Source organism: Pseudarthrobacter woesei (assembly GCF_055412745.1).
Map to the genome: position 1 here is coordinate 506,575 of NZ_JBVAYU010000001.1, position 25,887 is coordinate 532,461.

The 25,887-nt window shown below is 67.0% G+C and carries 27 protein-coding genes; 12 read left to right on the forward strand and 15 right to left on the reverse strand.

Annotated elements, in window-relative coordinates; all coding sequences use genetic code 11:
- Window positions 1-97 precede the first annotated feature (97 nt).
- The 7 genes from ACZYZE_RS02455 to ACZYZE_RS02485 form a co-directional block, all read right to left on the reverse strand.
- Window positions 98-595: a CoA-binding protein gene (locus ACZYZE_RS02455; protein ID WP_459319613.1), complete on the reverse strand. Its 498-nt coding sequence runs from the start codon at window positions 593-595 to the stop codon at window positions 98-100.
- Window positions 592-1,944, reverse strand: a complete 1,353-nt coding sequence (locus ACZYZE_RS02460; RefSeq protein ID WP_459319614.1) for an O-acetylhomoserine aminocarboxypropyltransferase/cysteine synthase family protein — start codon at window positions 1,942-1,944, stop codon at window positions 592-594. Before ACZYZE_RS02460 ends, ACZYZE_RS02455 begins: the two co-directional genes overlap by 4 nt.
- On the reverse strand, window positions 1,944-3,155 hold the full coding sequence (gene sfnG / locus ACZYZE_RS02465) for a dimethylsulfone monooxygenase SfnG (RefSeq protein ID WP_463906034.1): 1,212 nt from the start codon (window positions 3,153-3,155) through the stop codon (window positions 1,944-1,946). Before sfnG ends, ACZYZE_RS02460 begins: the two co-directional genes overlap by 1 nt.
- A gap of 9 nt (window positions 3,156-3,164) precedes the next feature.
- Window positions 3,165-5,201, reverse strand: a complete 2,037-nt coding sequence (acs, locus tag ACZYZE_RS02470) for an acetate--CoA ligase (RefSeq protein WP_463906168.1) — start codon at window positions 5,199-5,201, stop codon at window positions 3,165-3,167.
- A gap of 17 nt (window positions 5,202-5,218) precedes the next feature.
- Window positions 5,219-6,127: an ABC transporter permease gene (locus tag ACZYZE_RS02475; RefSeq protein WP_463906036.1), complete on the reverse strand. Its 909-nt coding sequence runs from the start codon at window positions 6,125-6,127 to the stop codon at window positions 5,219-5,221.
- Window positions 6,127-7,185 (reverse strand): aliphatic sulfonate ABC transporter substrate-binding protein, encoded by a 1,059-nt coding sequence (locus ACZYZE_RS02480; RefSeq protein WP_463906037.1) that lies wholly within the window; start codon window positions 7,183-7,185, stop codon window positions 6,127-6,129. Before ACZYZE_RS02480 ends, ACZYZE_RS02475 begins: the two co-directional genes overlap by 1 nt.
- Before the next feature lie 135 nt (window positions 7,186-7,320).
- Window positions 7,321-8,208, reverse strand: a complete 888-nt coding sequence (locus ACZYZE_RS02485) for an ABC transporter ATP-binding protein (protein WP_463906039.1) — start codon at window positions 8,206-8,208, stop codon at window positions 7,321-7,323.
- A 378-nt stretch (window positions 8,209-8,586) separates the two neighbouring features.
- Here ACZYZE_RS02485 and ACZYZE_RS02490 point away from each other — a divergent pair, with 378 nt between their 5' ends.
- The 7 genes from ACZYZE_RS02490 to ACZYZE_RS02520 all read left to right on the forward strand — a co-directional run bounded on the left by ACZYZE_RS02490 (window position 8,587) and on the right by ACZYZE_RS02520 (window position 12,377).
- A complete protein-coding gene (locus ACZYZE_RS02490) occupies window positions 8,587-9,012 on the forward strand; it encodes a CoA-binding protein (RefSeq protein ID WP_459319619.1) in 426 nt (141 codons plus the stop codon).
- Window positions 9,013-9,098: 86 nt separating this feature from the next.
- Complete coding sequence (locus tag ACZYZE_RS02495; protein ID WP_463906040.1) at window positions 9,099-9,986, forward strand: polysaccharide deacetylase family protein; 888 nt, start codon at window positions 9,099-9,101, stop codon at window positions 9,984-9,986.
- 52 nt (window positions 9,987-10,038) lie between these two features.
- Window positions 10,039-10,458 carry an MmcQ/YjbR family DNA-binding protein gene (locus ACZYZE_RS02500; RefSeq protein ID WP_459319621.1) on the forward strand — a complete coding sequence of 140 codons (420 nt, stop codon included), beginning with the start codon at window positions 10,039-10,041 and terminating at the stop codon, window positions 10,456-10,458.
- Complete coding sequence (locus ACZYZE_RS02505; protein ID WP_463906041.1) at window positions 10,455-11,003, forward strand: DUF1990 domain-containing protein; 549 nt, start codon at window positions 10,455-10,457, stop codon at window positions 11,001-11,003. Before ACZYZE_RS02500 ends, ACZYZE_RS02505 begins: the two co-directional genes overlap by 4 nt.
- 14 nt (window positions 11,004-11,017) lie before the next feature.
- Window positions 11,018-11,620 carry a hypothetical protein gene (locus ACZYZE_RS02510; protein WP_463906042.1) on the forward strand — a complete coding sequence of 201 codons (603 nt, stop codon included), beginning with the start codon at window positions 11,018-11,020 and terminating at the stop codon, window positions 11,618-11,620.
- Window positions 11,621-11,750: 130 nt separating this feature from the next.
- Window positions 11,751-12,071, forward strand: a complete 321-nt coding sequence (locus ACZYZE_RS02515) for a putative quinol monooxygenase (protein WP_459319624.1) — start codon at window positions 11,751-11,753, stop codon at window positions 12,069-12,071.
- Window positions 12,072-12,083: 12 nt separating this feature from the next.
- Window positions 12,084-12,377, forward strand: a complete 294-nt coding sequence (locus tag ACZYZE_RS02520; RefSeq protein ID WP_459319625.1) for a DUF503 domain-containing protein — start codon at window positions 12,084-12,086, stop codon at window positions 12,375-12,377.
- 83 nt (window positions 12,378-12,460) lie between these two features.
- On the opposite strand, the gene purL is transcribed toward ACZYZE_RS02520, so the two are convergent.
- The 3 genes from purL to purS are packed head-to-tail and all read right to left on the reverse strand — an operon-like array spanning window position 12,461 to window position 15,865.
- A complete protein-coding gene (gene purL, locus ACZYZE_RS02525) occupies window positions 12,461-14,857 on the reverse strand; it encodes a phosphoribosylformylglycinamidine synthase subunit PurL (protein WP_463906044.1) in 2,397 nt (798 codons plus the stop codon).
- Window positions 14,854-15,612 (reverse strand): phosphoribosylformylglycinamidine synthase subunit PurQ, encoded by a 759-nt coding sequence (gene purQ, locus ACZYZE_RS02530; RefSeq protein WP_459319627.1) that lies wholly within the window; start codon window positions 15,610-15,612, stop codon window positions 14,854-14,856. The genes purL and purQ overlap by 4 nt, the downstream gene beginning before the upstream one ends.
- A gap of 1 nt (window position 15,613) precedes the next feature.
- Window positions 15,614-15,865, reverse strand: a complete 252-nt coding sequence (gene purS / locus ACZYZE_RS02535) for a phosphoribosylformylglycinamidine synthase subunit PurS (protein ID WP_011690410.1) — start codon at window positions 15,863-15,865, stop codon at window positions 15,614-15,616.
- 265 nt (window positions 15,866-16,130) lie between these two features.
- Here purS and ACZYZE_RS02540 point away from each other — a divergent pair, with 265 nt between their 5' ends.
- Both ACZYZE_RS02540 and ACZYZE_RS02545 read left to right on the forward strand, forming a co-directional pair.
- Complete coding sequence (locus tag ACZYZE_RS02540; protein ID WP_459319629.1) at window positions 16,131-16,316, forward strand: hypothetical protein; 186 nt, start codon at window positions 16,131-16,133, stop codon at window positions 16,314-16,316.
- 272 nt (window positions 16,317-16,588) lie between these two features.
- Window positions 16,589-19,834: a S8 family serine peptidase gene (locus ACZYZE_RS02545; RefSeq protein ID WP_459319630.1), complete on the forward strand. Its 3,246-nt coding sequence runs from the start codon at window positions 16,589-16,591 to the stop codon at window positions 19,832-19,834.
- Window positions 19,835-19,944: 110 nt separating this feature from the next.
- Here the strand turns inward: ACZYZE_RS02545 and ACZYZE_RS02550 are convergent, their stop codons facing one another.
- From ACZYZE_RS02550 to ACZYZE_RS02565, 4 genes are read right to left on the reverse strand one after another with little or no spacing between them, the layout of a single operon-like run.
- Window positions 19,945-20,325 carry a serine protease inhibitor gene (locus tag ACZYZE_RS02550; protein ID WP_459319631.1) on the reverse strand — a complete coding sequence of 127 codons (381 nt, stop codon included), beginning with the start codon at window positions 20,323-20,325 and terminating at the stop codon, window positions 19,945-19,947.
- Window positions 20,322-21,326, reverse strand: coding sequence for a 3-methyladenine DNA glycosylase (locus ACZYZE_RS02555; RefSeq protein WP_463906046.1), 1,005 nt, complete (start codon window positions 21,324-21,326; stop codon window positions 20,322-20,324). Before ACZYZE_RS02555 ends, ACZYZE_RS02550 begins: the two co-directional genes overlap by 4 nt.
- A complete protein-coding gene (locus ACZYZE_RS02560) occupies window positions 21,283-21,861 on the reverse strand; it encodes an SSI family serine proteinase inhibitor (RefSeq protein ID WP_463906047.1) in 579 nt (192 codons plus the stop codon). The genes ACZYZE_RS02555 and ACZYZE_RS02560 overlap by 44 nt, the downstream gene beginning before the upstream one ends.
- Window positions 21,862-21,888: 27 nt before the next feature.
- Window positions 21,889-22,362: a MarR family winged helix-turn-helix transcriptional regulator gene (locus tag ACZYZE_RS02565; protein WP_463906048.1), complete on the reverse strand. Its 474-nt coding sequence runs from the start codon at window positions 22,360-22,362 to the stop codon at window positions 21,889-21,891.
- 80 nt (window positions 22,363-22,442) lie between these two features.
- On the opposite strand from ACZYZE_RS02565, the gene ACZYZE_RS02570 reads away from it, so the two are divergent.
- Both ACZYZE_RS02570 and ACZYZE_RS02575 read left to right on the forward strand, forming a co-directional pair.
- Window positions 22,443-22,667, forward strand: coding sequence for a hypothetical protein (locus ACZYZE_RS02570; protein WP_459319635.1), 225 nt, complete (start codon window positions 22,443-22,445; stop codon window positions 22,665-22,667).
- A 168-nt stretch (window positions 22,668-22,835) separates the two neighbouring features.
- Window positions 22,836-23,054 (forward strand): hypothetical protein, encoded by a 219-nt coding sequence (locus ACZYZE_RS02575; protein ID WP_459319636.1) that lies wholly within the window; start codon window positions 22,836-22,838, stop codon window positions 23,052-23,054.
- A gap of 63 nt (window positions 23,055-23,117) precedes the next feature.
- Here ACZYZE_RS02575 and ACZYZE_RS02580 read toward each other — a convergent pair whose 3' ends face one another.
- On the reverse strand, window positions 23,118-24,476 hold the full coding sequence (locus tag ACZYZE_RS02580; RefSeq protein ID WP_463906050.1) for an aspartate kinase: 1,359 nt from the start codon (window positions 24,474-24,476) through the stop codon (window positions 23,118-23,120).
- A 212-nt stretch (window positions 24,477-24,688) separates the two neighbouring features.
- Here ACZYZE_RS02580 and ACZYZE_RS02585 point away from each other — a divergent pair, with 212 nt between their 5' ends.
- Window positions 24,689-25,822 carry a hypothetical protein gene (locus ACZYZE_RS02585; protein WP_463906051.1) on the forward strand — a complete coding sequence of 378 codons (1,134 nt, stop codon included), beginning with the start codon at window positions 24,689-24,691 and terminating at the stop codon, window positions 25,820-25,822.
- Window positions 25,823-25,887 lie beyond the last annotated feature (65 nt).

A 25,887-nucleotide genomic window follows, 5' to 3' on the forward strand; every position in this document is an offset into this window, starting at 1 on the left:
TTCGCGGGAAACATGCGGGCTCGCCGTTTCGCTACGGCGAGCCCGCACGTTTCCCGCGAGTCCGGCAGCTGAATGCGCCGAACAGGTGCCGGAAGGGCTAGGCCAGGATCTGCCGCTTGGCGGAAATGACCCCGGTGTCGAAGCCGGCGAGGTGCAGGCCGCCGTGGAAACGGGCATGCTCAATCTTCACGCAGCGGTCCATCACGACGTCGAGACCGGCGGCTTCCGCTTCCTTCGCAACGTCCTCATGCCACGAGCCCAGCTGCAGCCAGAGCGTCTTGGCGCCGGCCGCGACGGCCTCATCCAGGACCCCCGGCAGGTCGTCGTGCTTGCGGAACACATCCACAATGTCCGGGCTCTCCGGCAGGTCCGCGAGCGAGGCATAGGTCGGCTGGCCCAGGATCTCCTGCACCACCGGGTTTACGAAGTACACCTTGTACCGCGTGGACGACTGCAGGTACGTTGCCACGAAGTAGCTGGCGCGGGACGGCTTGTCCGAGGCGCCCACAATCGCGATCGACTTCGCCTGTCGCAGCAGGTTCAGCCGCTCCGGCGCCGACGGGCCGGTCCAGGTTCTGGTGTCTTCGCTGCTCATGAGAGTGCTCCAATCGTGCAGGCGTCAGCCTCTACGCCGTGGGCGGACACATCCGAGGCTGACTCTTCGGACGCTGCGTCCAGGGCCTGGTCCAGGTCCCAGAGGATGTCCTCGATGTCTTCGAGACCGATGGAGATCCTGACAAGGTCCTCGGGGATGCCGGCGGATTCGAGCTGTTCGGGACTGAGCTGCTGGTGGGTGGTGGAGCCGGGGTGGATCACGAGGGTGCGGGAGTCGCCGACATTGGCCAGGTGCGAGGCCAGCTGCAGGGACTCGATGAACTTCTGCCCCGCGGCGCGGCCTCCTTTCACGCCGAAGGAAAACACCGAGCCCGGCCCCAGCGGCAGGTACTTTTTGGCCCGCTCAAAGTGCGGGTGCGAGGGCAGGCCGGAGAAGTTTACGTAGGCCACGCGCTCGTCCGCCTCGAGCCATTCCGCCACGGCCTGGGCGTTCTTGAGGTGTTCGTCCAGGCGCTGCGGGAGCGTCTCGACGCCCTGCAGCAGCTGGAACGCCGACAGCGGGGAGAGCGCCGGGCCAATGTCGCGCAGCTGCTCGCAGCGCAGCTTCGTGAGGAAGCCGTACTCGCCGAAGTTCCCCCACCAGGAGACGTTCCCGTAGGAGGCCACCGGCTCGGTCATCATGGGGAACTTGCCATTGCCCCAATTGAAGCGGCCGCTCTCGACGACCACACCACCCAGGGTGGTGCCGTGGCCGCCAAGGAACTTCGTGGCGGAGTGGATCACGATGTCGGCCCCGTGCTCGATTGGCCGCACGAGGTACGGCGTGCTCAAGGTGGCGTCGACGACGAGCGGGATACCGGCGTCGTGCGCCGCCTTCGCCAGCCCCTCCAGGTCCTGGACTTCCGAGGACGGGTTGGCCACGACCTCGACGAAGATCGCTTTGGTGTTCTCCCGGATGGCCGCGGCGTAGTGGGCCGGGTCCGTGCCGGGAACGAAGGTGGTGTCTACGCCGAAGCGGCGCAGCGTGACGTCGAGCTGGGTCACCGTGCCGCCGTACAACTGGGAGGCGGCGACGATGTGGTCGCCGGCCTGGGTGAGCGCGGCGAAGGTGATGAACTCCGCGGCCATGCCGGAAGCTGTGGCCACGGCGCCGATGCCACCCTCCAGCGACGCAATGCGCTCCTCGAATGCGGCGACCGTGGGGTTGCCGATCCGGGAGTAAATGTTGCCGTACTTCTGCAGCGCGAAGAGGTTTGCGGCGTCCTGGGTGTCCTTGAATACGAAGGACGTGGTCTGGTAGATGGGCACTGCGCGGGCTCCGTGCTCGGCATCGGGGGTGCCGCCGGCGTGCAGGGCGCGGGTGCGGAAACCGAACTTGCGGTCAGCCATTACGCGGTCACCAGCGCGGCGGTTTTCGACGCGTCGGCGGCAACCGGGGTGCCGGACAGGTCCAGTTCCGTGCCGTTCTTCCGGGCGAGGTCGGCTTCGAGTTCGCGGACGATGGGCAGGATGTCCTGGCCGAACGCCGCGACTTCCTCCTGGAAGTGCAGATAGCCGGTGAGGAACAGGTTCACGCCGATCTTCTTGTATTCCACGATCCGTTCGGCGATCTGCTCCGGCGTGCCGATCAGCTGGGTCTTGAAGCCGTCGTTGTACTGGACCAGGTCCTCGAAGCTGGAGTCGGCCCACATGCCCTTGCCGTCCTTGGTGGACGCCCCGGCCTCCTGGACTGCGTCGCGGAAACCCTGGACGGCGGGCTTGTGTGCCTTCGCCACGATTTCACGGAGGGTCTCGCGGGCTTCCTTCTCGGAATCGCGGGTGATCACGAAGCCGTTCAGGCCGAAGCGCGGGGCAGGGAGCGCGCCCCCGGCCCCGCGCCCGGCCTCTCCGGAGGCCGCGACGACGCCGGCGATGTTCTCCTTGAACCCTTCGAGGTCCTTGCCGTTGGAGAAGTACCAGTCCGCCACCCGGCCGGCCGTGGCCTGCGCCGCGGTGGAGTTTCCGCCGAAGAAGATCTCCGGGTGCGCACGGCCCGGCACGTCCACCGGGGCCGGCTGCAGGGTGAAGTCGTTGATGTTGTAGTACTTGCCGGACTGGCTGAACTCCTGCTCGGTCCACAGCCCGCGGAGGATTTTGATGAATTCCTCGGTGCGGACGTAGCGCTCGTCGTGCTCCAGCCATTCCAGGCCGAAGTTGGTGAACTCGTCCTTGAGCCAGCCGGAGACGATGTTCACGGCGGCGCGGCCGTTGGAGATGTGGTCCGCGGTGATGATGAATTTGGCGAGCACGCCGGGGTGCCACATGCCCGGATGGACGGCGGCGATGACCTTGAGCCGCTCGGTCGCGGCCAGCAGTGCCAGGCTGAAGGAGGTGGCCTCGTGCTGTTTGTCGGCGCCGTAGGAGGCGGCGTAGCGGGTCTGGGTCAGGGCGTATTCGAAGCCGGAGTTTTCGGCGATCCGGGCGAGCTTCTTGTTGTAGTCGAAGTCCCAGCCGGTGCGCTGCTCGATGGTGGAAACCACCAGGCCGCCGGAGACATTGGGAACCCAGTAGGCGAACTTGAGCGGTTCGGACAGACGTGCGACGTTGCTGGTCTCGGTCATGAGTGTTCCTTACTTTTGGGTGGTAAAGCGGGTGCGCAGGACATCCTGGATGGCTGCGATGGATGGTTCGTTCTGGAGCGAGGTGGTGTCACCGAGCGTGGTTCCTTCGAACAGTTGGGTCAGCAGCCGGCGCATGATCTTGCCGCTGCGCGTCTTCGGCACATCGGGGACAACGACGACGTCGCGCGGCTTCGCGATCGGCCCGATCCTTTCTCCGACCCAAGCCTTCAAATCGGCGGTGATTCCCTCCGTAGCCGCGCATCGCGCGAGCGAGGAACGAGCGAGGGTGTCAAAGCGGCGGGAGGGGATTACCGCTGATTCCCGAAGCACCACGAACGCCACGACGGCGTGGCCGGTCGTCGGGTCCGCGACCGGGCACACCCCGGCTTCCACAACGTCCGGGTGGGACACGAGGGCCGATTCGATCTCGATCGTGGAGAGCAGATGTCCGGAGACGTTGAGGGTGTCGTCCACCCGCCCGAGGATCCAGATGTCGCCGTCGTCGTCGTATTTGGCGCCGTCACCGGCGAGGAACCAGCCCTGGTCGGCGTACTTTCGCCAGTACGAATCGAAGTACCGCTGCGGGTTGCCCCACACGGTCCGTGCGATGGCGGGGCCGGGGGCGTCTACCACGATGAAGCCCTGGACACCCGGCGGGACCGTATTGCCGGCGTCGTCCACGATCCGGGTGCTGACGCCGGGCAGCGGCCGGGCCGCGCAGCCGGGCTTGAACTCGGTGTCGGTGGGTGCGGGGGAGAGGATGGTGGCACCGGTTTCGGACTGCCACCAGGTGTCCACGACGGGGGCGGTGCCGGCGCCGACGTTCTTCCGGAACCAGCGCCAGGCCTCGGGGTTGACGGCCTCGCCCACCGTGCCGAGCAGGCGGATGGAGGAGAGGTCGTAGCCGGACGGGACGCCGTCGGGGAACCAGCCCATCAGGGAACGGATCAGGGTGGGCGCCGTGTAGTACTGCGTCACGCCGTAGCGTTCGATGATTTCGAAGTGCCGTCCCGGGTGCGGGGTGTTGGGTGTGCCCTCGAAGATCACCTGGGTGACGCCGTTGGAGAGCGGGCCGTAGAGCTCGTAGGTGTGGGCGGTGACCCAGGCGAGGTCGGCCGTGCACCAGTGGACGTCCTGGCCCCGGAGCGCGGCGTCGGGGTTGCTGAACAGGTGCTCGAAGCTCCAGGAGGCCTGCGTGAGGTAGCCGCCGGAGGTGTGCACCAGGCCCTTGGGCTTCCCCGTGGTGCCGGACGTGTACATGATGAACAGCGGGGTTTCGGCGTCGAACGCCTCGGGGGTGTGGACCTCGGAGGCCTGCCCGACGGCGTCGTGCCACCACACATCGCGGCCGGCGGTCATTGGGACGGTGTCCAGGAGTTCCGGTGCTGTGGTGCGGTTGACCACCAGGACGTGCTCGATCGCGTTGTCGCCGGACACAGCAGCATCCGCGTTGTCCTTGACCGGTACCGCGGCGCCGCGGCGGAACTGGCCGTCGGTGGTGACGAGTAGCCTGGCGCCGGTGTCCTCCACCCGGAACTTCAGCGCCTCGGCGGAGAAGCCGCCGAAAACGAGCGAGTGGATGGCGCCGATACGGGCCACGGCCAGGGTGATGATTACGGTTTCGGGGATGACAGGGAGGTAGATGACCACGCGGTCGCCCTTGCTGATGCCGAGACCCAGCAGGGCGTTGGCGGCCTTGGCGACCTCGCGCTGCAGCTCGGTGTAGCTGATGGTGCGGCGGTCTCCGGGCTCGCCCTCGAAGTGCAGGGCAACCTTGTCCCCGCGCCCGGCCTCCACGTGGCGGTCCACGCAGTTGTAGGCGACGTTGAGCTTTCCGCCGTCGAACCAGCTGATTTGCGGGCCGGTACCGGCCCCGACGTCGGACGGGACACGGCGGTGCGCGGTATGCCACGGCTTGCCTCCGCCGGGGGCCTGGCCCGCCGGCGTTGGCTCCCAGTCGAGGCGAAGGGCGGCCGCCTCCCAGAACGCGATGCGTTCCTCTTCCGTGACGGGGACGGTGGCGGGGGACGTCGGAGTTTTAGCCATGATGGTTTCAGTCACATTTACGCCCATCGTTTCACCGCCCGTTTCTCGGCGAGGCCCAGCAGTGCATCGGTCATCTTGCCGATCACGGCGAGCAGTACGATCGCCAGCAGCAGCCGGTCCGTGCGGCCGTTGTTCTGCGAATCGGTGAGGAGGAAGCCGAGCCCCATCGAGGACGCGATGAGTTCGGCCGCCACGAGGAACAGCCAGGCCTGGGCCAGCGCGAGACGGAGCCCGGAGAAGACCGCCGGAACCACGGCCGGGAGCTGGACAGCGGTCAGCAGCTTCACGCCCGTAAGCCCGAAGGCCCGCGCGGCCTCCACCAGGTTCCGGTCCACATGGCGCAGCGCCAGGGAGACGGTGGTGAAGACGGGGAAGAACGCGCCGATCAGGATCAGGGTGATCTTGGAATCCTCGCCGATCTTCATCCAGAGAATGAGCAGGGGAACCCATGCCAGCGACGGCACGGCACGGAGGGCGCCGAGGGCCGGGGCCAGCAGGACATCAGCGACGCGGGAGAGGCCAACGAACGAGCCGAAGACGAGGCCAAGGGCCGCTCCGGCGGCGAAGCCGATCAACACGCGCTGGGTTGAGATAGCGATGTGCTGGCCGAGCTGCCCGCGCTGGAGCAGATCGAATCCGGCCTCCAGCACCATCGCCGGCGGCGGGATCTGGACAACGCTGAAGATCCCGGCCGCGGAGGACAGCTGCCAGGCCGCCAGGACCGCCGCCGGAATGATCAGTCCAAGGAGCAGACGCGCCCAGCCGTTGGCCAGAATCCCGGCGGGGGACCATCCGTTCGCCGGGGAGCCGCTCGGTCCCGAATGGGGCGGGCCCGGCCGGGCGGCTGCCGGAGTTGCGGGGACGGCTGCAGCGCGCCCGTCCGCAACAATGGTGCCGGCGAGGTGGGAAGTTCCGGGCTGGGTCATCAGGAATCCTTGATGGCGGACGCATCCGCCTTCTTCACCAGCGAGTCATCCAGGATGGAGGCGACGGCGTCGTCGATCTGCTTCTGGCTGGCAACATCGCCGGTCTCCACGAAGGTCGGGCCGATCTTTGCCAGGACCTTGCGCTGTGCCTCGCCCGGTGCCGGGTCGACGTTCAGGTTGCTGCGCTCCAGCACCACGGTCTTCGCGACGGCGAGGCCCAGTCCCGCGGCGTCGGCGAGGATCTGCGCGGTCTCGTCCGGGTTCGCGGCGGCCCAGGCGCGTGCCTTCTCATAGGCATTCACGACGGTCTGGGCCTGCTTCGGCTTGTTCTTCAGGAACGATTCCGTGGCGTTCAGAAAGCCGTACGTGTTGAAGGACAGGTTGCGGTGGAACAGCCTGGCGCCCTTCTGCTCCGCGGCGGCCATGATCGGATCCAGTCCGGACCACGCGTCCACGGAGCCGTTCTCCAGCGCCGCCCGGCCGTCTGCGTGCTGAAGGTTCTGCACCGTGACGTCCCTGGCGGAGAGGCCGGCCTCGGAAAGGGACTGGAGCAGGAAGAAATACGGATCGGTACCCTTGGTCGCGGCCACGGACTTGCCCTTGAGCCCGGCCACCGTGGTGATGCCCGAGGAAGGCCCGGCCACCAGGGCCGCCCATTCCGGCTGGGAGTAAATGTCGATCGTCTTGATCGGTGAACCGTTGGCGCGGGCCAGCAGTGCGGCGGAACCGGCGGTGGAGCCGACGTCGATCGCGCCGGAGCGCAGGGCCTCGTTGGCCTTGTTGGACCCGGCGGACTGGACCCAGTTGACGGCGACGCCCTGGTCTTTGAGTGCGGCCTCCAGCCAGCCTTTCTTCTTGATGACCAGGCTCAGCGGGTTGTACGTGGCGAAGTCGATGTTGAGCGTTCCGCCCTCGACGGCGCCGCTGGCCGCCGGGCCACCCCCGGAACCTTCACCGGCGACGCAGCCGCTGAGCATCAGGGCAGCGGAGACGGCGGCGGCCCCAATCATTGAACGGCGGGTGGTTGGACGGCGGGTGGTTGGACGGGCGAACGACATGGCAATCCTTTGAGACATCAAGCGAAATGCGAACGGGTGAATGGAAGACAGGATGGGGCGGGGTGGTGCGGGGTGGTGCGGGCGGCACCGGGGCGCCGGCACGGCATGGGAATGCCGGGGAACGCTGAGCTGCGGTTAATGGCCGGCGACGCCGAGGCCGGCCAGGAGCGAGGCCCGCATTCGGGCCAGTTCCACGCAACCGCGGTCCCGGGGCCGCTCGCCGGGCACCAGGACGGTGCGCACAATCGTGGCGCCCGGCCCAGTGCCGTCGTCGGCGCCGGCGGCATCGTCGCCTGTGATGGTGCCGCCGGTGCGTGTTTCCTGGCCGAGGATAATGATGCGGTCGGCAAGCTGGAGGGCTTCGTCGACGTCGTGTGTCACCAGCAGCACCGTGGTCGGCTCGGCGCGGTGGATGTCGAGCAACAGGTCCTGCATCTTGATCCGGGTCAGGGCATCGAGCGCACCGAACGGCTCATCGAGCAGCAGGACGCCGGGGTTCCGGGCGAGGGCGCGGGCCAGCGAGGCGCGCTGGGCCATGCCGCCGGAAACTTCGCGGGGACGGTGCTTGGCGAAATCAGTGAGCCCCACGAGTTCCAGCAGCCGGGCGACCTTGGCTTTGCCGTCCTTGGCGCTGATTCCGGTGGGAAGGCCAATCGCTATGTTGGCTTGCAGGGTGTGCCATGGCAGCAGCCGTGGTTCCTGGAAGGCGAAGGCGCAGCGGGAGTCAATGCCCCGGACAGGGGTGCCGTCGATGTCGACGCTGCCTGAGCTGGGGGAATCGAGCCCTGCGGTGGCGCGGAGCAGAGTGGACTTGCCGCAGCCGGAGGTGCCGAGGATGGCCAGGACCTCACCGGAGCGGACCTCGAAGTCCACGTCCCGGAGGACGGTGTGGGCTTCGGAGCCTGTGCCGAAGGTGCGGCGAAGGCCGCGGAAGGACACCGAAAGGGCGGAGGTGCGGGCGGATGCTCCGGCGGGGGCGTCCGGGGACGTCCCAACCGCGGAAGGGGACAGAACAGCAGTCATAGGGGCACTCCATCGGTCCTGGCAGTAGCACCCTACGGAAAGAGCCTTGCCGGGTGGTCGGTCCGGCCGTTCCCGTGGCTCTTGCCTTGCTATCGCCGGAGTCCAGGGGAAATTCCGGCGACCAGGGTTGCTGCGGCTTCATCGATCCAGGTCTCTCGGCCGCTCGGGATGGTCACTTTCCACTAAAACGGAACCGGAGCTTTTTCCCAAATTCCCGCGATTTGTCGCGTAATATTCGGTGGCTACGGGTCGCGGGCCTGTCGATCAGTCATTTGTTCGGGCCGCGGCAGCGGAGAGTGCTGTGCGCCTTGCGAGGCGCGGGCGCGGCGGCCGGCTGCGCGCCCTGCGAGGCGCGCGTGCGGCGGTTAGGCTGTGCTCATGGCCCACGTCAATGATCAGGCAGTCCTCGAACGGCTTTTGCGCACCAGGGGCCGCTGGGCTGTCGTCGGCCTCAGCACCAACCAATGGCGCGCCGCCTATGACACCTCCCTGTTCATCCGGGACCGGCTCGGCATGGAAATCATCCCGGTGAACCTTCCCGCCGATCCCGTTCATGGCGAAACCGGGTACGCGTCCCTGGCCGAGATCCCGGCCGGGAAGCGGCCCATCGACGTCGTCGACTGTTTCGTGAATTCGCAGCGGGTGGGGGCAGTCGTGGACCAGGCGATCGCCGCCGGCGCCAAAGCCGTCTGGCTGCAGTTGGGCGTCATCGATGAAGCGGCGGCGGCGCGCGCCAAGGCCGCCGGACTGGACGTCATCATGAACGCCTGCCCCGCGCAGGATGCACGGCGTTTCGGTCTGTAGGCCACATCTGTGAAGCCTCCGTCCCGGGCCGCCTTTTTGCTCTGTTAGTCTTCTGCTGACACCCCACTTTCGAGCCAGGACCACCCATGTGTGAAGACCGCCCGCCCGCGTTTCCCGCGAACCCGGGACGCCGGGCGGCGCTGGGAATCCTCGGTGCGTCCCTTGTGACGGCCTTGGGGGCCTGTGCTGCCCCGGACGGCACGACGCCGGGACCCGCGTCCAGCGGTGCCGCACGGACCGGGCGGCCGCTGCCCTCTGCGCTGGCTGCCAGGCACCTCAAGGCCGAGTTTTCGACGGTTTCGGCGGCCCCCGCAGCGCTCCGGCGTCCCGGCAGCAAACGCATCCGGCGGAGCTTTATCCCCGAATTCAAGCTGCCGCCGGCGCAGGACGGCCTCGCGCCCGTGATCACGAAGATCGATACGCAACACCCCGTTGTGTTCCTCACCATCGACGACGGCGCGACCAGAACCCCGGAAATGGTGCGCCTCATGACCGAACATGACTACCCGGCGTCGATCTTCCTCGCCCGGAACTTCGTGCAGGCCGATCCGGCCTTCTTCAAGCAGTTCGCGGCGCAGGGAAGCCTGGTGGAAAACCACACGGTGAGCCACAACGTAAACATGGCCAGCCAGCTCGACTACCACCGGCAGCTTGCGGAAATTACCGGCATGCAGGACTATGCCCAGCAGCAGTACGGACGGCGCCCCACGCTGTTCCGGCCGCCCGGAGGCGCCTACTCCAACGCCATGCGGCAGGCGGTCGCGTCCGCCGGGATGAAGGCGATCGTCACGTGGGAGGCCAAAGCCAACGCCGGCTGCATGGACTACCAGTATGGCAACGTGCTGCGCCCGGGAGACATAGTCCTGATGCACTTCCGGACCGAATTCGCCGCCGACCTGGCGGCCTTCCGTGCCGCCCAGCTGGCCGCCGGTCTTGAAGTGGTGCTGCTCGAGGATTTCCTCGGCGTCGTCTGAGCCGCGCCACCCGGCGGGCCACAATGTCGGTCGTTGGAAGTAGGCTCGAACCATGGATGTAGCTGCACTCCGGAGATTCTGTCTCGCCTTCCCGGGCACCTTCGAGGACTTTCCGTTCGGACCCGAGACGTCCGTGTTCAAAGTGCGGGCGGCGGTGTCCGGTGCCCGCTACGAAGCCAAGATGTTCGCGCTTTCCGCCATGGACGAGGATGATTTCGCCGTGAGCCTGAAGTGCGAGCCGGCGCTGGCAGAACAGTTGCGCGCCGCGCACCCTGAAATCACCGGAGCCTGGCACCTGAACAAGACCCACTGGAACGGCGTTCGGCTGGACGGTTCGCTGCCCGATTCGATGGTGTGCGACATGGTGGAGGACTCCTATGACCTCGTCGTCGCCAGCCTAAGCCGGCGCCAGCAGGAAGGGCTCGGCTGGGCCAGGCTGGCGCAGGGGTCCGCCCCGACGGTGCGGCCTTGAACGGGCCGCGGATTGCCGCCGGTGAGCTGGACTACGAGGGAATCGGCTCCACGCAGTACGGCCCGCCGCCGTCGGGCGTCGATTGCCTGGTGACCCAGGCCCACGTCGGCGAGGGCCTGGCGACGTACCGGCGCGTTGTCCAGGGGATGCTCACCTGGCAGCTCCAGAAGCGGGCAGGGCTGCGGGTCCGCACGGATTCCGGCATCGTGGCCCCCGGGGCGCGTGTGGTGAGTGGCTTCGGCGTCGGACCGTTCCGAATCAATGCGCCCTGCGAGGTCGTATGGGTCCGCCGGCCGATGCCTGGCGGCGGGCCTCAGTCCGCGGGCTTCGGCTACGGAACCCTCCCGGGGCATCCGGTCCGCGGCGAGGAAGCGTTCGAGATTGACATCAATGGCAAAGGCTTGGTGACGATCAAGATTACGGCTTTCGGTGTTCCGTCCAATTGGTTCTACGCGGCCGGCGGCGCCCTGACGCGGCGGGCGCGGGGGCGCATCACTTCCCGCTACATTAGGAGTGCACAGGAACTGGCCGCCGGAGTGAGCTGAGCAGGAGTTGGCAGATGCTGGATCAACAGACCCTCGACCGGCTGTGGGACGTCGACAACCCCGGGCTTTCGGAAACGCGTTTCCGGGCCGCGCGGGCCGATATGGCCTTCGACGCCGACGAACGGGCCGAGCTTAGCACCCAGTTGGGCCGGGCCATCGGGCTTCAGGGCCGGTTCGAGGAAGCCGACGCCCTGCTGGACTCGATCGACGGCGACGAGCCCACGGTTGCCGTCCGGGTGCTGCTGGAACGCGGCCGGGTACTGAACTCCGGCGGCCACGCACAAATGGCCGTGCCGCTGTTTGAACAGGCCGCCGAACTCGCAGACCACCTGGGCGAGGAATTCCTGGCCGTGGATGCGCTGCATATGCTGGCCGTCGCCGACTCCGCCCACGCCGACACCTGGACCCGGAGCGCGCTCGAGTATGCCTCTACAGTCCACGACGAACGGACCAAATGCTGGCTTGTGGCGCTGCACAACAACCTGGGCTGGACCCTGCATGACGCCGGCCGGTGCACCGAGGCGATGGTGGAGTTCCAGCTTGCCGGGCAATGGGCGGAACGGGTGGGCACGCCCCGGCAGCAGGAACTGGCACGGGAGGCTATCGCGGCCTGCTGATCCCGCCCCTTCAACTTCAACGCGGGGTCACTTACGGCCCTTAAATGCCCCCGCAATGGGCCGGATGTGACCCCGCGTTGTCCTGTTGCAAGAATGGAACCTCCGGAAATCCGAATGAGAGGCCCTTCCCATGATCTTCATTGTTGTTAAATTCAAGGTCAAGTCCGACTGGTCGGAGCGCTGGCTCGGCCTCGTGGAGGACTTCACCCAGGCTACCCGGCAGGAACCGGGGAACCTTTGGTTCGATTGGTCCCGCAGCGTCGAGGATCCCGACGAATTCGTTCTCGTCGAGGCTTTCAAGGACGACGCCGCAGGGGACCACGTGAACAGCGCACACTTCAAGAAGGCCATGGCGGACATGCCGCAGGCCCTGCTGGAGACTCCCCGCATCATCAGCCGCCAGTTCGACGGCGCGGGCTGGGACCGGATGGGCGAACTCGCCATCGCATAGGAAGAAAAAGTCATGTGGATCGGCTGGATTGAATTCGACCTCCTCCTCGGCGACGTTCATACGCTGAAGGAGAAGCGATCCGTGGTGCGGCCACTGCTTGCCCAACTCAAACGCCGCTTCGACGTCTCCGTGACCGAGGCGGAAAGGCAGGACCAGTACCGGCGCACCGTCATCGGCGTCGGGCTGGTCGCGGCGGACCGGGCGCACCTCGTGGAAGTCCTCGCCGCCGTCGAACGCTTCGTGGCGGCGCGCCCGGAGCTCGAGCTGCTCAGCGCCCGCCGGCGCGAACTGCGCGGCGACGACTGAACAGCAACGCGGGGTCACTTACCGCCCATCCCAGAGGGATTTATGGGCGGTAAGTGACCCCGCGTTGCTACTTGACGGTGAGGCTACCCGAAGTACTTCGGCAGGGTGGCCTCGTGGGCTTCGCGGAGCGAGTCGAGGTTCATGGTCTCGACGCCGGTGATCTCCAGCGTGCCGCCCTCGGCATCGACGACGCCGATCCGGAGGTGCGCGAAGCCGCGGGCGGTGCACATGTCCGTGAAGCGGATTTCTTCCGAGCGGGGCACGCCGACGACCGCGCGGCCCTGGGATTCGGAGAACAGCGCCGTGAACAGGTCCACCCCGTCGCGGTCCAGGACGTCCTGGAGCGCGATCCGGGCGCCCACGCCGTAGCGCAGCGAGGACTCCACGAGGGCTGCCGCGAGGCCGCCTTCGGAGAGGTCGTGCGCGGAGTCCACCATTCCGTCGCGGGAGGCGTTGATCAGGATCTGCCCCAGTTCGCGCTCTCCGGCGAGGTCAACCTTGGGCGGCAGCCCGCCCAGGTGCCCGCGCATGTTGGACCATTCCGAACCGTCCAGTTCCGCCGCCGTCGTGCCGAGCAGGTAGATGGCCTGGCCGTCCTCGCGCCAGCCCGACGGCGTGCGGCGGGCGACGTCGTCGAACTTGCCGAGCACGGCCACCACGGGGGAGGGGTGGATGGGGACACTGCCGGTCTGGTTGTACAGCGAGACGTTGCCGCCGGTGACCGGGATACCCAGTACCATGCAGGCGTCGGAGAGGCCCCGGATGGCCTCGGCCAGCTGCCACATGACGTCGGGGTCCTCGGGGGAGCCGAAGTTCAGGCAGTCGCTGACGGCCATCGGCACGGCGCCGGAGGTGGCGACATTGCGGTACGCCTCGGCCAGTGCCAGCTGGGCACCGTGGTACGGATCAAGGTAGGTGTAGCGGCCGTTGGCGTCGGTGGCGAGGGCCACGCCGAGGCCGGTTTCCTCGTCCACCCGGACCACGCCGGCGTCGTCCGGGAACGCCATGGCGGTGTTGCCGCCGACGTACCGGTCGTACTGCTTGGTGATCCAGGCCTTGCTGCACATGTTGGGTGAAGCGACGAGTTCGGTGATGGCGGCGGCCAGGTCCGCGGGGGCGGCAGGGCGGCCGGCATCCTGCACGGACCCGGTGAAGGCGTCGGCCTGCACGGTGTCCTGCCACCCGGGGCGGGCAAACGGGCGGTCGTAGACCGGGCCGTCGTGTGCCACGGTGCGCGGGTCGACGTCGACAATCACGTCGCCTGCCCACGTGATGATGAGGCGGCCGGTGTCGGTCACCTCGCCCAGCCAGGAGTACTCCACGGCCCACTTGTCCATGACCGCTTCGAACGCGGCGGCGTTCTCCGGGGTGACCACGGCCATCATGCGTTCCTGCGACTCGGACATCAGGATTTCGCCCGGGGTCAGGGTCGGGTCGCGCAGCAGGACGGAGGTCAGCTCGACTTCCATGCCGCCGTCGCCGTTGGAGGCGAGTTCGGACGTGGCGCAGGAGATGCCTGCGGCGCCGAGGTCCTGGATGCCCTCCACCAGGGAACCCTTGAACAGCTCGAGGCAGCATTCGATCAGGACCTTCTCGGCGAAGGGGTCGCCCACCTGGACGGCGGGGCGCTTGGACGGTTTGGTGTCGTCGAAGGACTCCGAGGCCAGCACGGAGGCGCCGCCGATGCCGTCGCCGCCGGTGCGGGCGCCGAAGAGCACCACCTTGTTGCCCTTGCCGGAGGCGTTGGCGAGGCGGATGTCCTCGTGCCGCATCACGCCGACGGCCAGCGCGTTGACCAGCGGGTTGCCCTGGTACACGGAGTCGAAGACCATTTCGCCGCCGATATTCGGCAGGCCCAGCGAGTTCCCGTAACCGCCGATGCCGGCAACGGCGCCGTGCATCACGCGGGCCGTGTCCGGGTGGTCGATCGCGCCGAAGCGCAGCGGGTCCATGACGGCCACCGGGCGGGCGCCCATGGAAATGATGTCGCGGACGATCCCGCCGATGCCGGTCGCGGCACCCTGGTAGGGCTCCACGAACGACGGGGAGTTGTGGGACTCGATCTTAAACGTCACGGCCCAGCCGTCGCCCAGGTTGGTGACACCGGCGTTTTCGCCGATGCCCACGAGCATGTCCTTCTTCATCTCCTCGGTGACCTTTTCGCCGAACTGGCGCAGGTGGTTCTTGGAGGACTTGTACGAGCAGTGCTCGCTCCACATCACGGAGTACATGGCGAGCTCGGCGCCGGTGGGGCGCCGGCCCAGGACCTTGACCACTTCGTCGAACTCGTTCTGCTTCAGGCCCAGTTCGGCCCAAGGCAGTTCGGTGTCCGGGGTCCCGGCCGCGTTCTCGACGGTGTCGATGTTAAACTTCTTGGTCTCGGTGGCGGTTCCGGCCGTGGGGCCGGGGTCCACGTCGGCAGGGTTCCCTGGCCGAGCTTGCGAGGTTAGGGTGCCGATGGGGCGCGACGTCTCCGTCATTTGTTGTCTCCCACGATCTTGTTCAGTACAGAGGTGAAGAAGCCGAGGCCCTCGGTGCCGGACCCGATTTCGGGGCCGAAACCTGCCTCCACGGCGTGCTCCGGGTGCGGCATGAGGCCCACCACGTTGCCCGCGGCGTTGGAGATACCGGCGATGTCGCGGCGGGAGCCGTTCGGGTTCCAGCCGACGTAGCGGAACACCACGCGGCCCTCCGCTTCCAGGGCATCCAGGGTCTTCTCATCCGCGATGTACTGGCCGTCCTGGTTCTTCAGCGGCACGGTGATTTCCTGGCCGACGGCGTAGTCCCCGGTCCAGGCGGTGGCGTTGTTCTCCACGCGCAGGACCTGATCGCGGCACAGGAACTTCAGATGATCGTTCTTGATCATCGAGCCGGGCAGCAGATGCGATTCGGTGAGGATCTGGAAACCGTTGCAAATGCCCAGGACAGGCAGCAAGGCGTCCGAGTTGGCGGCGTCGATGATCCTGGCCATGAGCGGGGCGAACCTGGCAATGGCGCCGGCGCGGAGGTAGTCGCCGTAGGAGAAACCGCCGGGGATCACGACGGCGTCGACGTCACCGAGGGTGGTGTCGGCGTGCCAGAGCGCCACCGGGGTGGCGCCGGCCAGACGGACCGCCCGGGCGGCGTCGCGGTCATCCAGTGTGCCGGGGAACGTGATGATGCCGATCCGGGCACCGGCGAGGCTCGGGTTGGCCGCGACGGCGATAGCCTCGCCGATCAGGGGGAGTTCAGTCATCTCAGGCCTCGACGACCTCGACGTTGACGACGTCCTCGATGACCGGGTTGGACAGCAGGGTCTCGGCTGCGTTCCGGGCCTGGGCCAGGATCTCCTCGGTCACCTCGCCGTCGACCGTGAGTTCAAAACGCTTGCCCTGGCGGACAGAGCTAAACGCGGTGAAGCCCAGCCGGGGGAGTGCACCCACGATGGCCTTCCCCTGCGGGTCGAGAATCTCGGGCTTGGGCATGACGTCGACAACGATCCGGGGCATCCGGCAACTCCTGTGCGTGAGCATTGGGTAAGGGCGCAGCGGAGTGATGCCGTCTCACGCCGGTCCGCTGTGTGGTGAGGACAGCATGAAAGGGCGCTCCGCGAGCTTGCAAGCCCATTCTACCGGGCGCGGTGCGTCCCGCCGCATTCCGCCCGGTGAGTGTGAACCGCACCGGCAAAACGGCCGGGTTCGCGGGAACCGTCTCACGCTTTGAGGGCCGACGCGGGCTATGGTCTCGCCGGTGCACGGTCAGTAGGATGTGCCCATGTCTGAGAAATCGAAGTCCGTGCTGTTGCCCGTCGTCGCTGCCGCTGTCTTTGCGGGCCTTGGCCGGATGATCCTGCAGAAGATCAAGGCGGACCGTGCGGCCCGGGAAAGCAATGTCGCCGGACCTCTCGATGAGAAGACCCGCGCCTGGATCAGCGAAGTGGTCAGGACCCCGCGGCAATAGCAGTACGGCAACCTGAGGGCGGGCTCAACCCGGCGGAATTCCTGCCTACCCGGGTGCCCCCCAGAGTGGTCTGTCGAATTGTGTGACAAATTCCAAATTACCCTTTGTGTTCTATGTCATATCTGGCTCTCAGTCTGTACTGTATGAATCGGCTGGTGTCCGTCGGTGCAGTGCGAGCCACCGCTCTTACCGCCCCGCCCGTCAATTGACCCCGGCAACGACGCTGGGACCGTTCCTTATGAAAGGTTCAAACACACGTGAAATCACCAGGAATGAGCTTCCTTCGAAGCGGGGGACTCCGGAGGGCCGCGGCACTGACCCTGGGCTTGCCGGTTCTCTTGTCAACAGTCGCCATCGCGCCCGCCACTGCGGCCCCCGCACAGGTTCCGTCCGTCGCCGGAGTTGCGCAGAAGACTCTGGCGCCGAAAAATCTGGATCCAAACAGCTACAAGGACGGCCGCTACATCGTCGTTCTGGCCGAGAAGCCGTCGGCCACGTACGACGGCGGAACGGCCGGCCTGGCGGCAACCAAGCCGGAATCGGGCAAGAAGCTGGACACCAAGAAGCCTGAAGTCCAGCAGTACGAGGCGCACCTCGAGCAGAAGCAGGCCGAGGTTGCCGGCCAGCAGGACGTCCGGATCAAGCGCCAGTTCACCTCAGCGGTCAACGGCTTCAGCGCAAACCTGACGTCGGACCAGGCCATAAAGCTTGCCAAGAATCCCGGCGTCCTGGTGGTCGCCCCCGATACGGAAAACGCACCGGACTACTCCAGCACCGACTTCCTCAAACTCAGCGGCGCCAACGGCACCTGGAACACGAAATTCGGCGGCCAGGCCGGAGCGGGCAAGGGGGTCGTTGTCGGCGTCATCGACACCGGCTACACCCCCGGAAGCGCCTTCTTCGCAGGAGAGCAGGTCCAGCCCCTCGTCGGCAATCCTGTCGTCGGCGTCCCGTACCGCACCGCTGACGGCACGATCGCGATGCTCAAATCCGACGGCGACACCTTCGTTGGAGAATGCCAGAAGGGCACGGGTACGGGCGCGGACTTCGATGGCTCTGCCTGCAACTCGAAGGTCCTCGCCGCGCACTACTTCGCCGATGACTTCCTGGCCTACGCGACCCCTGCGCCGCAGGAACAGATCTCCCCGATCGACGTCGCCAGCCACGGCACGCACACGGCCAGCACCGCCGCCGGAAACGCCAATGTTGAAACGTTTGTTGACGGCCGCAGCTTCGGCCTGACCAGCGGGATCGCCCCGGCCGCCAAGCTCTCCATCTACAAAGTCTGCTGGGAGGACACGAACCCCAACTCGGGCGGCTGCTACAGCTCCGCCTCTGTTGCGGCCATTGACCAGGCCATCCAGGACGGCGTCGACGTCCTGAATTACTCCATCTCCGGGTCCACCACCACCACCACGGATCCGGTGTCCATGGCGTTCCTGTCGGCCGCTTCGGCCGGCATCTTCGTCGCCGTCTCGGCCGGCAACTCGGGCCCGACGGCAAGCACCGTCAACCACGGTGCCCCGTGGGTCACCACGGTTGCCGCCAGCAGCTTCTCCCAGGAGCTCCAGGGCACCGTCGAGTTTTCGGACGGCACAAAGTACCGCGGTGCCAGCATCATGAACCGCCAGGTCGCCAACGCCGGCGTTGTGCTAGCCACCAGTGCGGCCGCCACGGCCGGAAACGCGAACGCTGCCCTCTGCGCTCCCGGCAGCCTGGACCCAGCCAAGGTTGCCGGCAAGGTGGTGGTCTGTGACCGCGGCGTTGTTGACCGCGTCGCCAAGAGCACTGAAGTCAAGCGCGGCGGCGGTGTGGGCATGATCCTGGTGAACCTCACCAGCTCCTCGCTGGATGCGGACAAGCATGCCGTGCCGAGCGTCCACGTGAACCCGCCGGCCACGGAGGCCATCAAAGCCAAGGTGACCGCCAACCCGGCCATCACGGTCTCGCTGGTCAACAAGGACACCACCGGTCTGGCCGCCGAGGCACAGCCCCAGATCGCCGGATTCTCTTCCCGCGGTCCGCTGCTGGCGGCCGGATCTGACCTGTTGAAGCCCGATGTTGCTGCTCCCGGTGTTGCCGTCCTGGCCGGCGTGTCGCCGATCGGTACCGGCGGGGACAACTTCGGCTTCCTGTCCGGTACCTCCATGGCAGCCCCGCACGTGGCCGGCTTCGGCGCACTGATCCTGGGCAAGAACCCGCAATGGTCTCCCGCCGCCGTGAAGTCCGCCATGATGACCACGGCCAGTGAGGTCAAACTCGCGAACGGCAGCAAGGACAAGGATGTCCTCGCCACCGGCGCAGGCCAGGTGGACCCGGCCCGCGTGCTGGATCCGGGCCTGGTCTACGATGCGGCCGGCGATGATTACCTGGCATTCATCCAGGGCACCGGCATCGACCTGGGCATGCCGGGACTGGCTACCACCAAGTCCCGTGACATGAATGTGCCGTCCTTCGCGCTGGGAAACCTGACGGGCAAGATCGAAGTCACCCGCACATTGACGGCGCTGACCCCGGGCACCTACCGGGTCAAGACCGACCTCCCCGGCGTCAAGGTCACCGTGACCCCGTCCATTCTGACCTTCGGTGCGGCCGGCGAGAAGAAGACCTTCAAGGTGTCCTTCGAAAACCAGAGTGCAGCCCTGGGCAAGTTCGCGATGGGTTCGCTGACCTGGCAGGGCGCCAACAAGAATGTCGCGTCCCCGATCGCGGTCCGGCCGCAGTCGGTCGTGACGGCCCCGGATGTTGCCTTCACCTCCGAGGGCGGCACCGGTGCCGGTGACATCAAGCTCGTCTCCGGCACCAACAACCCGATCAAGATGACCCTGGACGGCCTGTCCAAGGCGGACTCCACTGCCATCGAACTGGTTCCGGGCGACGCCGTTCTCGGGGCCAACAACCCCTCGAACGCCGTCAAGGAGGTCCAGGTCGGGGCCGGCGTCCAGCTGGCCAAGTTCTCGGTCTTCTCCGCGGACCCGAACGCCGACTTCGACATGTGGGTGGTGAATCCGGCGAACCAGCTGATCCAGGTCGCAACCTCGTCGGCGAGCGAGTCGCTCTCCATCCCCAACCCGGCACCGGGGCGGTACCTGATCTTCGCGAACCTGTACGCCAACCTGACCGGGCAGGCCACCAAGGCAAGCATGGATGCGGCCGTCCTGGGCTCCAACGCCGGCAACGCAACACTGACGCCCAACCCGCTGCGGCTCGCCAACGGCACCGCCGGCAAGGTCACCCTGAACTGGAAGGGCCTCGCCGTTGGTTCCTACATCGGCCGCGTGACCTTCACCGGGGCCAGTGAGCCGACGTTCGTCAGCGTGCTGGTGACCCCGGCCGGCACCGTGGTGGTGCCGCCGACGTCCGAGGACCAGGACAGCAATGTGGGTCCGGGCGATGGCGGGGACACCAGCCACGACGGCAAGGACAAGAAAGACAAAAAAGACAAGGGCAAGAAGGTGAAGACGGAGACGGGCAAGATCCAGAACGAGGAGCTTGAGCGCTCCAACAACGCCGTCTAGGCGGACTTCCGCGTCCTGAAAACGGCGACGGCCGGCGGTTTCCACCGCCGGCCGTCGCTGTCTTTTTTGGTGCGCCAGGGTTGACTCCCGCGGTCCAGCCGGGCGCAGTCCTAAATTGCGCCGGTGGATCCCGCAATCCCGCCGAGCAGCGGCATCATCGCCCGCCAGCGGGCGATCTCGCAGCCGTCCGTGCGGCTGAATTCGCTGTGTACTTCGCGCCCCTGGAACCGGCCGGTCACGACGGCCACCTGCGGGCCGCCGTACTGCTGCGTGCACATCTTCGGCGGCCCGGGCGCAGGGAAGAAGATGTCCTCGCCATGCTGCCGCACGGCATCGAGGGCTGCGGCGGAATCGGGAAGGGTGCACCCTTCGGCGAGGGCCCCGTCGGTGGCCTTCAGCCGGAACACGTATTCGGGGGCTCCCGGGGCCTCCGTCAGCCGAACGGTGAGGTCGATGTCGTGCCGGGTGTGCGGGTTGCGGGGAGCTGTCATTGCTGTCCTTCCGTGCTGTCGAGGGCGTGCGGCGGGGGCCGGTGGTGGCTCATTGACGTCAGCAGCGGGGCGAGTTCCCGCAGCAGCCGCACCCGCAGCTCCTGCGATTCGGCAGCGAAGGCCCGTTGGTATTCAACGTACTCGGCCTTGCCGTCCGGCGTCTCGATCCTGATGGCCGGATAACCCCATTCGTTCAGGTCATAGGGCGAGGCCTGCATGTCCATGGCCCGGATCCGCCACGAGAGTTCAAAGCAGTCCATCACCAGCTCGCTGGGGAGCAGCGGCGCAAGTTTGTAGGCCCACTTGTACAGGTCCATGTTGGCGTGCAGGCAGCCCGGCTGTTCCATGGCCCGCTGGTTCTCCCGGCTCGGCGCCAGGCTGTTCAGCGGCACGGCGTCCGGTGTGTAGAACCGGAACGCGTCGAAGTGCGAGCAGCGGATCCGGTTCTCCTCGACCACCTGATCCGTGCGTTCCGAGCCAAGCCGCAGCCGCAGGTACTCGTGGCGCAGCTCGAACTTGTCCTGCCGGTAGACCATGGCCCATTCGTGCAGCCCGAAGCAGCCGAACTGGGCCGGCCGCGCGGCGGTCCCGGCGAGGATGATCCCGGCGAACTGCAGCGCGTCCCGGCGGTCCCGCACGAACGCTTCGACGTCGACGGTCACGGCCGCTGTGCCCGTTGGCAGCCCCGCGGCGGCGAGTTCGCCGTCGTCGGGAGCGCGGTAATACTTCCAGCCGGCCCGCTCGGCAGCGGCAGGGCCGGAGAGCAGGACGCCGGCGCCCGGGTGCCAGCGCAGCAGCTGACCGGGCTTCTGGGTGTAGTAGGTGAAGAGGAAGTCCTCCACCGGGTGCTTGTGGCCGGCCGACCTGCGGGCAAGGTAGGGATCCGCGTAGCGCCGGACGCGTTGTTGGTAGGCGGACTGGCGGGGGAGCCAATCGTCCTGCGGGAGGTGCTGCAGCTTAGACAGCTCCGCCGGTGGAGCCCAGGACGTCCTTGGCCGCATCCCAGGCGGCGATTTCGCAGCCGTCTCTCAGGCTGAAGCTCGCCTCAACCGGCGTACCGTCCACGACGCCGGTGACGGTTGCCTGTTGCGGGCCGCCATACTGCTGTGTGCAGGCCTGGTCCTTCGCCCGCGGGGCGGGGCCGAGCAGCGCCGCGTTGTTCTTCAGTGCGGTGCACGCTGCGGCGGCATTGGGGTGCTGGCTTTCGGACGCGGGTGCGCCGTTCTGGCAGACGAGCGTGAAATTGGCGGCGGCGCCGGTCTCGGAGGGCTTGACCATGATGGCCAGTTCGGCGTTGCCCTGGCCCGGGCCGGACGTCACCGGTACGGCGGACGGGGAGGGCGCCGGGGCGGTCGTCTCGGTGTCCGGCGACGTGGTTGCGGAGGAAGAGGCGCTGGAGCCCGTACTCGTCGGGGCGGGGCTGCCGGACGTACTTGACGGGCTGGGCGACGGCGTGGTCCCGCCGCCTGGCGTGCAGGCGGCCAATCCGGCTGCCGCCATCAGAACGAGCGCCGCGTGGCCCAGTTTCTTTCGCATCAGCAGTCCTCCTCTGTTTCGCCCAGTCTACCGCCAGGGAGCGACTTCGGCGGCGGCCTTCGTGGCTGCAATCAGGTCCATCATGGACGCGTGCAACTGTCCGACTTGTTCCCGGGTCAGGCCGAGCCGGTCCATCATGGTGCCGGGGACCGCCGTCGCCCGCTGCCGGAGCGCGGCCCCGCGCGGAGTCAGGCGCACGGCCAGGGCGCGTTCGTTGCCCTCCATCCGCTGGCGGGTGATCAAGCCGGCCGTCTCGAGCCGGCGCAGCAGCGGCGAGATGGTCGCCGGTTCCTGGGCCAGGGCCTCGCTGATGTCGCGCACGGAGCGGGGGCTGGATTCCCAGAGGCACAGCATTACGAGGTACTGCGGGTGGGTCAGGCCGAGTTCGTCCAGTACGGGTTTGTACGCGCCGACCACGCTCCGGGACGCCACTGTGAGGGCGAAGCAGAGTTGGTGTTCGAGCAGGAGATCGTCGTGGGTTCCTTCGGTCACATCCGTCACAGGGGGCCTCCTCAGATAGTTAGTGTGCTAATCATTAGCGTACACTTGGGGCAACATCTTGTTCTTAGGAGTGGATAGCGATGGCAAAGGAAAACGCCTCCCAGAGGTTCATGCGGGCAACCGGCAAGCTCCGGATGATCTTCGGCCCGGCCAACCGCAGCGCCCTCGGCCACGAGATGACGGAGCAGAACAGGCAGCTGCTGGCGCAGCGCCAGGCCGAGACCCAGCAGTGGGAGACCCTGCACCGGCCCGACGGCAGCACCTACGTCGTCCCCCGGAACCCCGGGGACAAATCCCTGCGCTAGGCAGCAAATGCGCGCCCATCCGCTCCCTTCCAGTCCGATAGTGCGCCCGCAAGCCCAAGCCTTTTCCCGCCGTCGGGCGTAAAATAGGGACACCGGCTCGTTGGTCATCATGCACAGCGGGCCGCATTGGTCCCGCTTAACCTGAAGGCAGGAGAGGGGGTGGGGATTGTGGCACATACCATCAGCGGCTTTATGAGGATGACCGACAAGTCGAGGCTCCTGTTTGGGCCCGCGGCCCGGGGCGACACCAAGGCGCCCGTTATTCACCGGCACGATGACTTCGAGCATGCTTCGGAAGAAGAACTGTCATCGTTCGAGGTTGAAGCCGACTCGAGCGGGCATCACTACGCTGTGCGCAGGGAAGATCTCTGGAAAGAAGAGGTCTGATCACCGCTGGAACGGCGAAGGGAGCGGCGAGTGCCGCTCCCTTCGCCAGTTAACTGCTGGGGATTAGCGGCCGGTGCCGCCGTAGACCGTTGCCTGGTCATCGCTGTCCAAATCGAAGGCCTTGTGGATGGCGCGCACGGCGTCGTCCAGCACATCCGCGTGCGTAACGACGGAGATGCGGATCTCCGAGGTGGAGATCATATTGATGTTGATCCCAGCGGTGGAAAGCGCCGCGAAGAAGCGTGCCGAGACGCCCGGGTGGGAGCGCATTCCGGCGCCGATCAGGGACAGTTTGCCGATCTTCTCGTTGTATTCGATGCTCTCGAAGCCGATCCGGTCTTGGGCGGCATGGAGGGCGGCCAGGGCTTCGGCACCCTCGACGATTGGCAGGGTGAAGGAGATATCGGTCTTGCCGGTGCCGTGGGTGGAGACGTTCTGGACGATCATGTCGATGTTCGAGTGCGCATCCGCAATGACCTGGAAGATCGCTGCAGCCTTGCCCGGGATATCCGGAACACCGACGACCGTGACCTTGGCTTCGGAACGGTCGTGTGCAACGCCGGAGATGATTGGCTGCTCCAAGGCAACTCCCTCTTGGGTGGTGATCTTATCGTCGGCGCTGGGCAGAACCCAGGTGCCTTCGTTCGGGCTGAATGAGGAACGGACATGCAGCGGTATCCCGAAGCGGCGTGCGTACTCGACGCAGCGCAGGTGCAGGATCTTCGCTCCGGACGCCGCGAGTTCCAGCATTTCCTCGCTGGAGATCTTGTCGATCTTGCGGGCGGAGGCTACGACGCGCGGATCGGCGGTGTAGATCCCGTCCACGTCGGTGTAGATCTCGCACACGTCGGCGTCGAGGGCGGCGGCCAAAGCCACCGCCGTTGTGTCCGAGCCGCCGCGGCCCAGCGTGGTGACCTCGTGGGTGTTGCGGCTCATGCCCTGGAAGCCGGCGACAATCGCGATGTGGCCCTTGTCCAGGGCGGTGCGGATGCGGTGCGGGTCGACGTCGATGATCCGGGCCTTGCCGTGGATCCCGTCGGTGATCATGCCGGCCTGGGAACCGGTGAAGGACTGGGCCGAGGCGCCGAACTTGTTGATGGCCATGGCCAGCAGGGCCATGGAAATACGCTCTCCGGCGGAAAGGAGCATGTCCATTTCCCGGGCCGGGGCCGAGTCGGTGACCTGCGCGGCGAGGTCGAGGAGTTCATCGGTGGTGTCGCCCATAGCGGAGACCACAACGACCACTTCGTCGCCGGCTTTTTGGGCATCCACGACGCGCCTGGCGACGCGCTTAATGCCCTCCGCGTCCGCGACCGAGGAACCGCCGAACTTCTTCACCACAAGGTGCTTGGTGGCGGCCGCCGCGACGGGCAGCTCCTGCGGCTGCGGTCCGGGCTGGACTTCGGTAGTGGGCAAACTCATGCGCGCACCCTCACTGGATCATCGGGGTTCTGGGCCAAGCAACCAAACGGCGCGACGGCGTAACTTCTGAGCCCAGTTTATCGCCGGGAGCGCTCCGCCGCTGAATTGTGACCGAATGGCAGACTGGCTCCTTCCCTCTGGACATGCCCTCCCGCGCGGATCAGGATTGGGCATATGGCCGGTATGTCCATCCGGGGGCGCTGGTGCTGGGCATGTCCACGGGGTTGGAGGCGCAAACGGTGGACGAGGACGAGGTTGGATATGAGCTGATCGGTGCCGGGACTGCCCCGGACTCCTTGCACGGGTCCGGGGAATGGCAAAGCGGTAACGACCAGGACGGCGGCGGGCCACGTCCGGCCGCCGGCCGCGCGTCCCGCGCATTCCGGGCAGCCGTACTGGACTGCCTGCGGGCCGTGCTTATGGTGAGGTTCTGGCGGATGTCGCTAGCGGTATTGCTGGCGTCTTGGGGTGCGGGCATGCTGCTGGTCATCGTGCTGGTCACAGGCGGCGGTTTCCAGGACGATTCCTACCGGTGGGCGTACATTCTGACCGCGGCAACGTTGACCGTGGTGGCCGCGTTGGTGGGGGTGAGGTGGGGCCTCGGTTTGCGCGGGAGGCCCCCTGGCCCCTCCGATTCGGAGCCGGGGTACGAGCCGGGCAGGGGCGGTGGCCCGCTACCCAACTGGTTCGCCGCGTCGTTACTGGGCGTCGTGTTCTCCGTGGCGGCCTTCGTTTTTCTGCAGGTACTGGCCTTCGCATCCGGTGGGCCGGTGGAAGTAGCGGCTGTTGCCGCCGCCGTCATGGTCATGGGTTTCGTGGTGTTCGGCGGCATCGGTGCCGGCGCGGCTGCCTGGTTCCGGCCCGGCCCCGCGCGCGCCGCCGCCTGCGCTGTTACGGCGTTCCTGCTGCTGGGAAACGTGGTGGCGGTGGTCGCGCTGCTCCCGGCGGTGCGGGCGTACGAGCCGGCCCTGGTGGCCATCAATATCGAGCGCGATGACTTGGGCCGGGTGGTGCGCTTTGAATGTTCGCCCGAGTTCTCGGGGATTACCGAGGTGTTCCACACCGAGCGGATCTTCTGGCTGGCGGGTTCGAACCCGGCGATTATCTTTGCCCTGCTGGCCGGCGAGGCATCTCCTCAGCCGGACCCCCTCGGCTGGTTGCCGGGTGAACTCCAGGCCGCTGCCGAAGGCTGGCATGTCCCGTGTGTTGAAGCCGAGCAGCTGGGCGAACCCGGTCTGCAGGTCCCGTTGGCCCTGAGCGGTCTGGTCGTTCAGGGAGTGCTGGCCGGGATTTTCCTGATCGGAGGGGATGCGTCAGCCCGACGGCGGGAAGTTGCTCCGAGGTGAGGGCCTGCCGGCCGGTTAGGCGCTGGCAAACCTTTCGAATGCCGCCGGAGAACAGCCAGGCGGCC

Coding starts and splice junctions, on each gene's coding strand:
- purQ (WP_459319627.1), bottom strand. CDS start 15,612: ATGACTGAACTCCCCCTGATCGGCGAGGCTATCGCCGTCGCGGCCAAC.
- ACZYZE_RS02480 (WP_463906037.1), bottom strand. CDS start 7,185: ATGTCGTTCGCCCGTCCAACCACCCGCCGTCCAACCACCCGCCGTTCA.
- ACZYZE_RS02515 (WP_459319624.1), top strand. CDS start 11,751: ATGATCTTCATTGTTGTTAAATTCAAGGTCAAGTCCGACTGGTCGGAG.
- ACZYZE_RS02580 (WP_463906050.1), bottom strand. CDS start 24,476: ATGAGTTTGCCCACTACCGAAGTCCAGCCCGGACCGCAGCCGCAGGAG.
- sfnG (WP_463906034.1), bottom strand. CDS start 3,155: ATGACCGAGACCAGCAACGTCGCACGTCTGTCCGAACCGCTCAAGTTC.
- ACZYZE_RS02510 (WP_463906042.1), top strand. CDS start 11,018: ATGCTGGATCAACAGACCCTCGACCGGCTGTGGGACGTCGACAACCCC.
- ACZYZE_RS02550 (WP_459319631.1), bottom strand. CDS start 20,325: ATGACAGCTCCCCGCAACCCGCACACCCGGCACGACATCGACCTCACC.
- ACZYZE_RS02545 (WP_459319630.1), top strand. CDS start 16,589: ATGAGCTTCCTTCGAAGCGGGGGACTCCGGAGGGCCGCGGCACTGACC.
- ACZYZE_RS02455 (WP_459319613.1), bottom strand. CDS start 595: ATGAGCAGCGAAGACACCAGAACCTGGACCGGCCCGTCGGCGCCGGAG.
- acs (WP_463906168.1), bottom strand. CDS start 5,201: ATGGCTAAAACTCCGACGTCCCCCGCCACCGTCCCCGTCACGGAAGAG.
- ACZYZE_RS02490 (WP_459319619.1), top strand. CDS start 8,587: ATGGCCCACGTCAATGATCAGGCAGTCCTCGAACGGCTTTTGCGCACC.
- ACZYZE_RS02520 (WP_459319625.1), top strand. CDS start 12,084: ATGTGGATCGGCTGGATTGAATTCGACCTCCTCCTCGGCGACGTTCAT.
- ACZYZE_RS02475 (WP_463906036.1), bottom strand. CDS start 6,127: ATGACCCAGCCCGGAACTTCCCACCTCGCCGGCACCATTGTTGCGGAC.
- ACZYZE_RS02585 (WP_463906051.1), top strand. CDS start 24,689: ATGTCCACGGGGTTGGAGGCGCAAACGGTGGACGAGGACGAGGTTGGA.
- ACZYZE_RS02570 (WP_459319635.1), top strand. CDS start 22,443: ATGGCAAAGGAAAACGCCTCCCAGAGGTTCATGCGGGCAACCGGCAAG.
- purL (WP_463906044.1), bottom strand. CDS start 14,857: ATGACGGAGACGTCGCGCCCCATCGGCACCCTAACCTCGCAAGCTCGG.
- ACZYZE_RS02560 (WP_463906047.1), bottom strand. CDS start 21,861: ATGCGAAAGAAACTGGGCCACGCGGCGCTCGTTCTGATGGCGGCAGCC.
- ACZYZE_RS02485 (WP_463906039.1), bottom strand. CDS start 8,208: ATGACTGCTGTTCTGTCCCCTTCCGCGGTTGGGACGTCCCCGGACGCC.
- ACZYZE_RS02460 (WP_459319614.1), bottom strand. CDS start 1,944: ATGGCTGACCGCAAGTTCGGTTTCCGCACCCGCGCCCTGCACGCCGGC.
- purS (WP_011690410.1), bottom strand. CDS start 15,865: ATGCCCCGGATCGTTGTCGACGTCATGCCCAAGCCCGAGATTCTCGAC.
- ACZYZE_RS02500 (WP_459319621.1), top strand. CDS start 10,039: ATGGATGTAGCTGCACTCCGGAGATTCTGTCTCGCCTTCCCGGGCACC.
- ACZYZE_RS02495 (WP_463906040.1), top strand. CDS start 9,099: ATGTGTGAAGACCGCCCGCCCGCGTTTCCCGCGAACCCGGGACGCCGG.
- ACZYZE_RS02555 (WP_463906046.1), bottom strand. CDS start 21,326: ATGCGGCCAAGGACGTCCTGGGCTCCACCGGCGGAGCTGTCTAAGCTG.
- ACZYZE_RS02540 (WP_459319629.1), top strand. CDS start 16,131: ATGTCTGAGAAATCGAAGTCCGTGCTGTTGCCCGTCGTCGCTGCCGCT.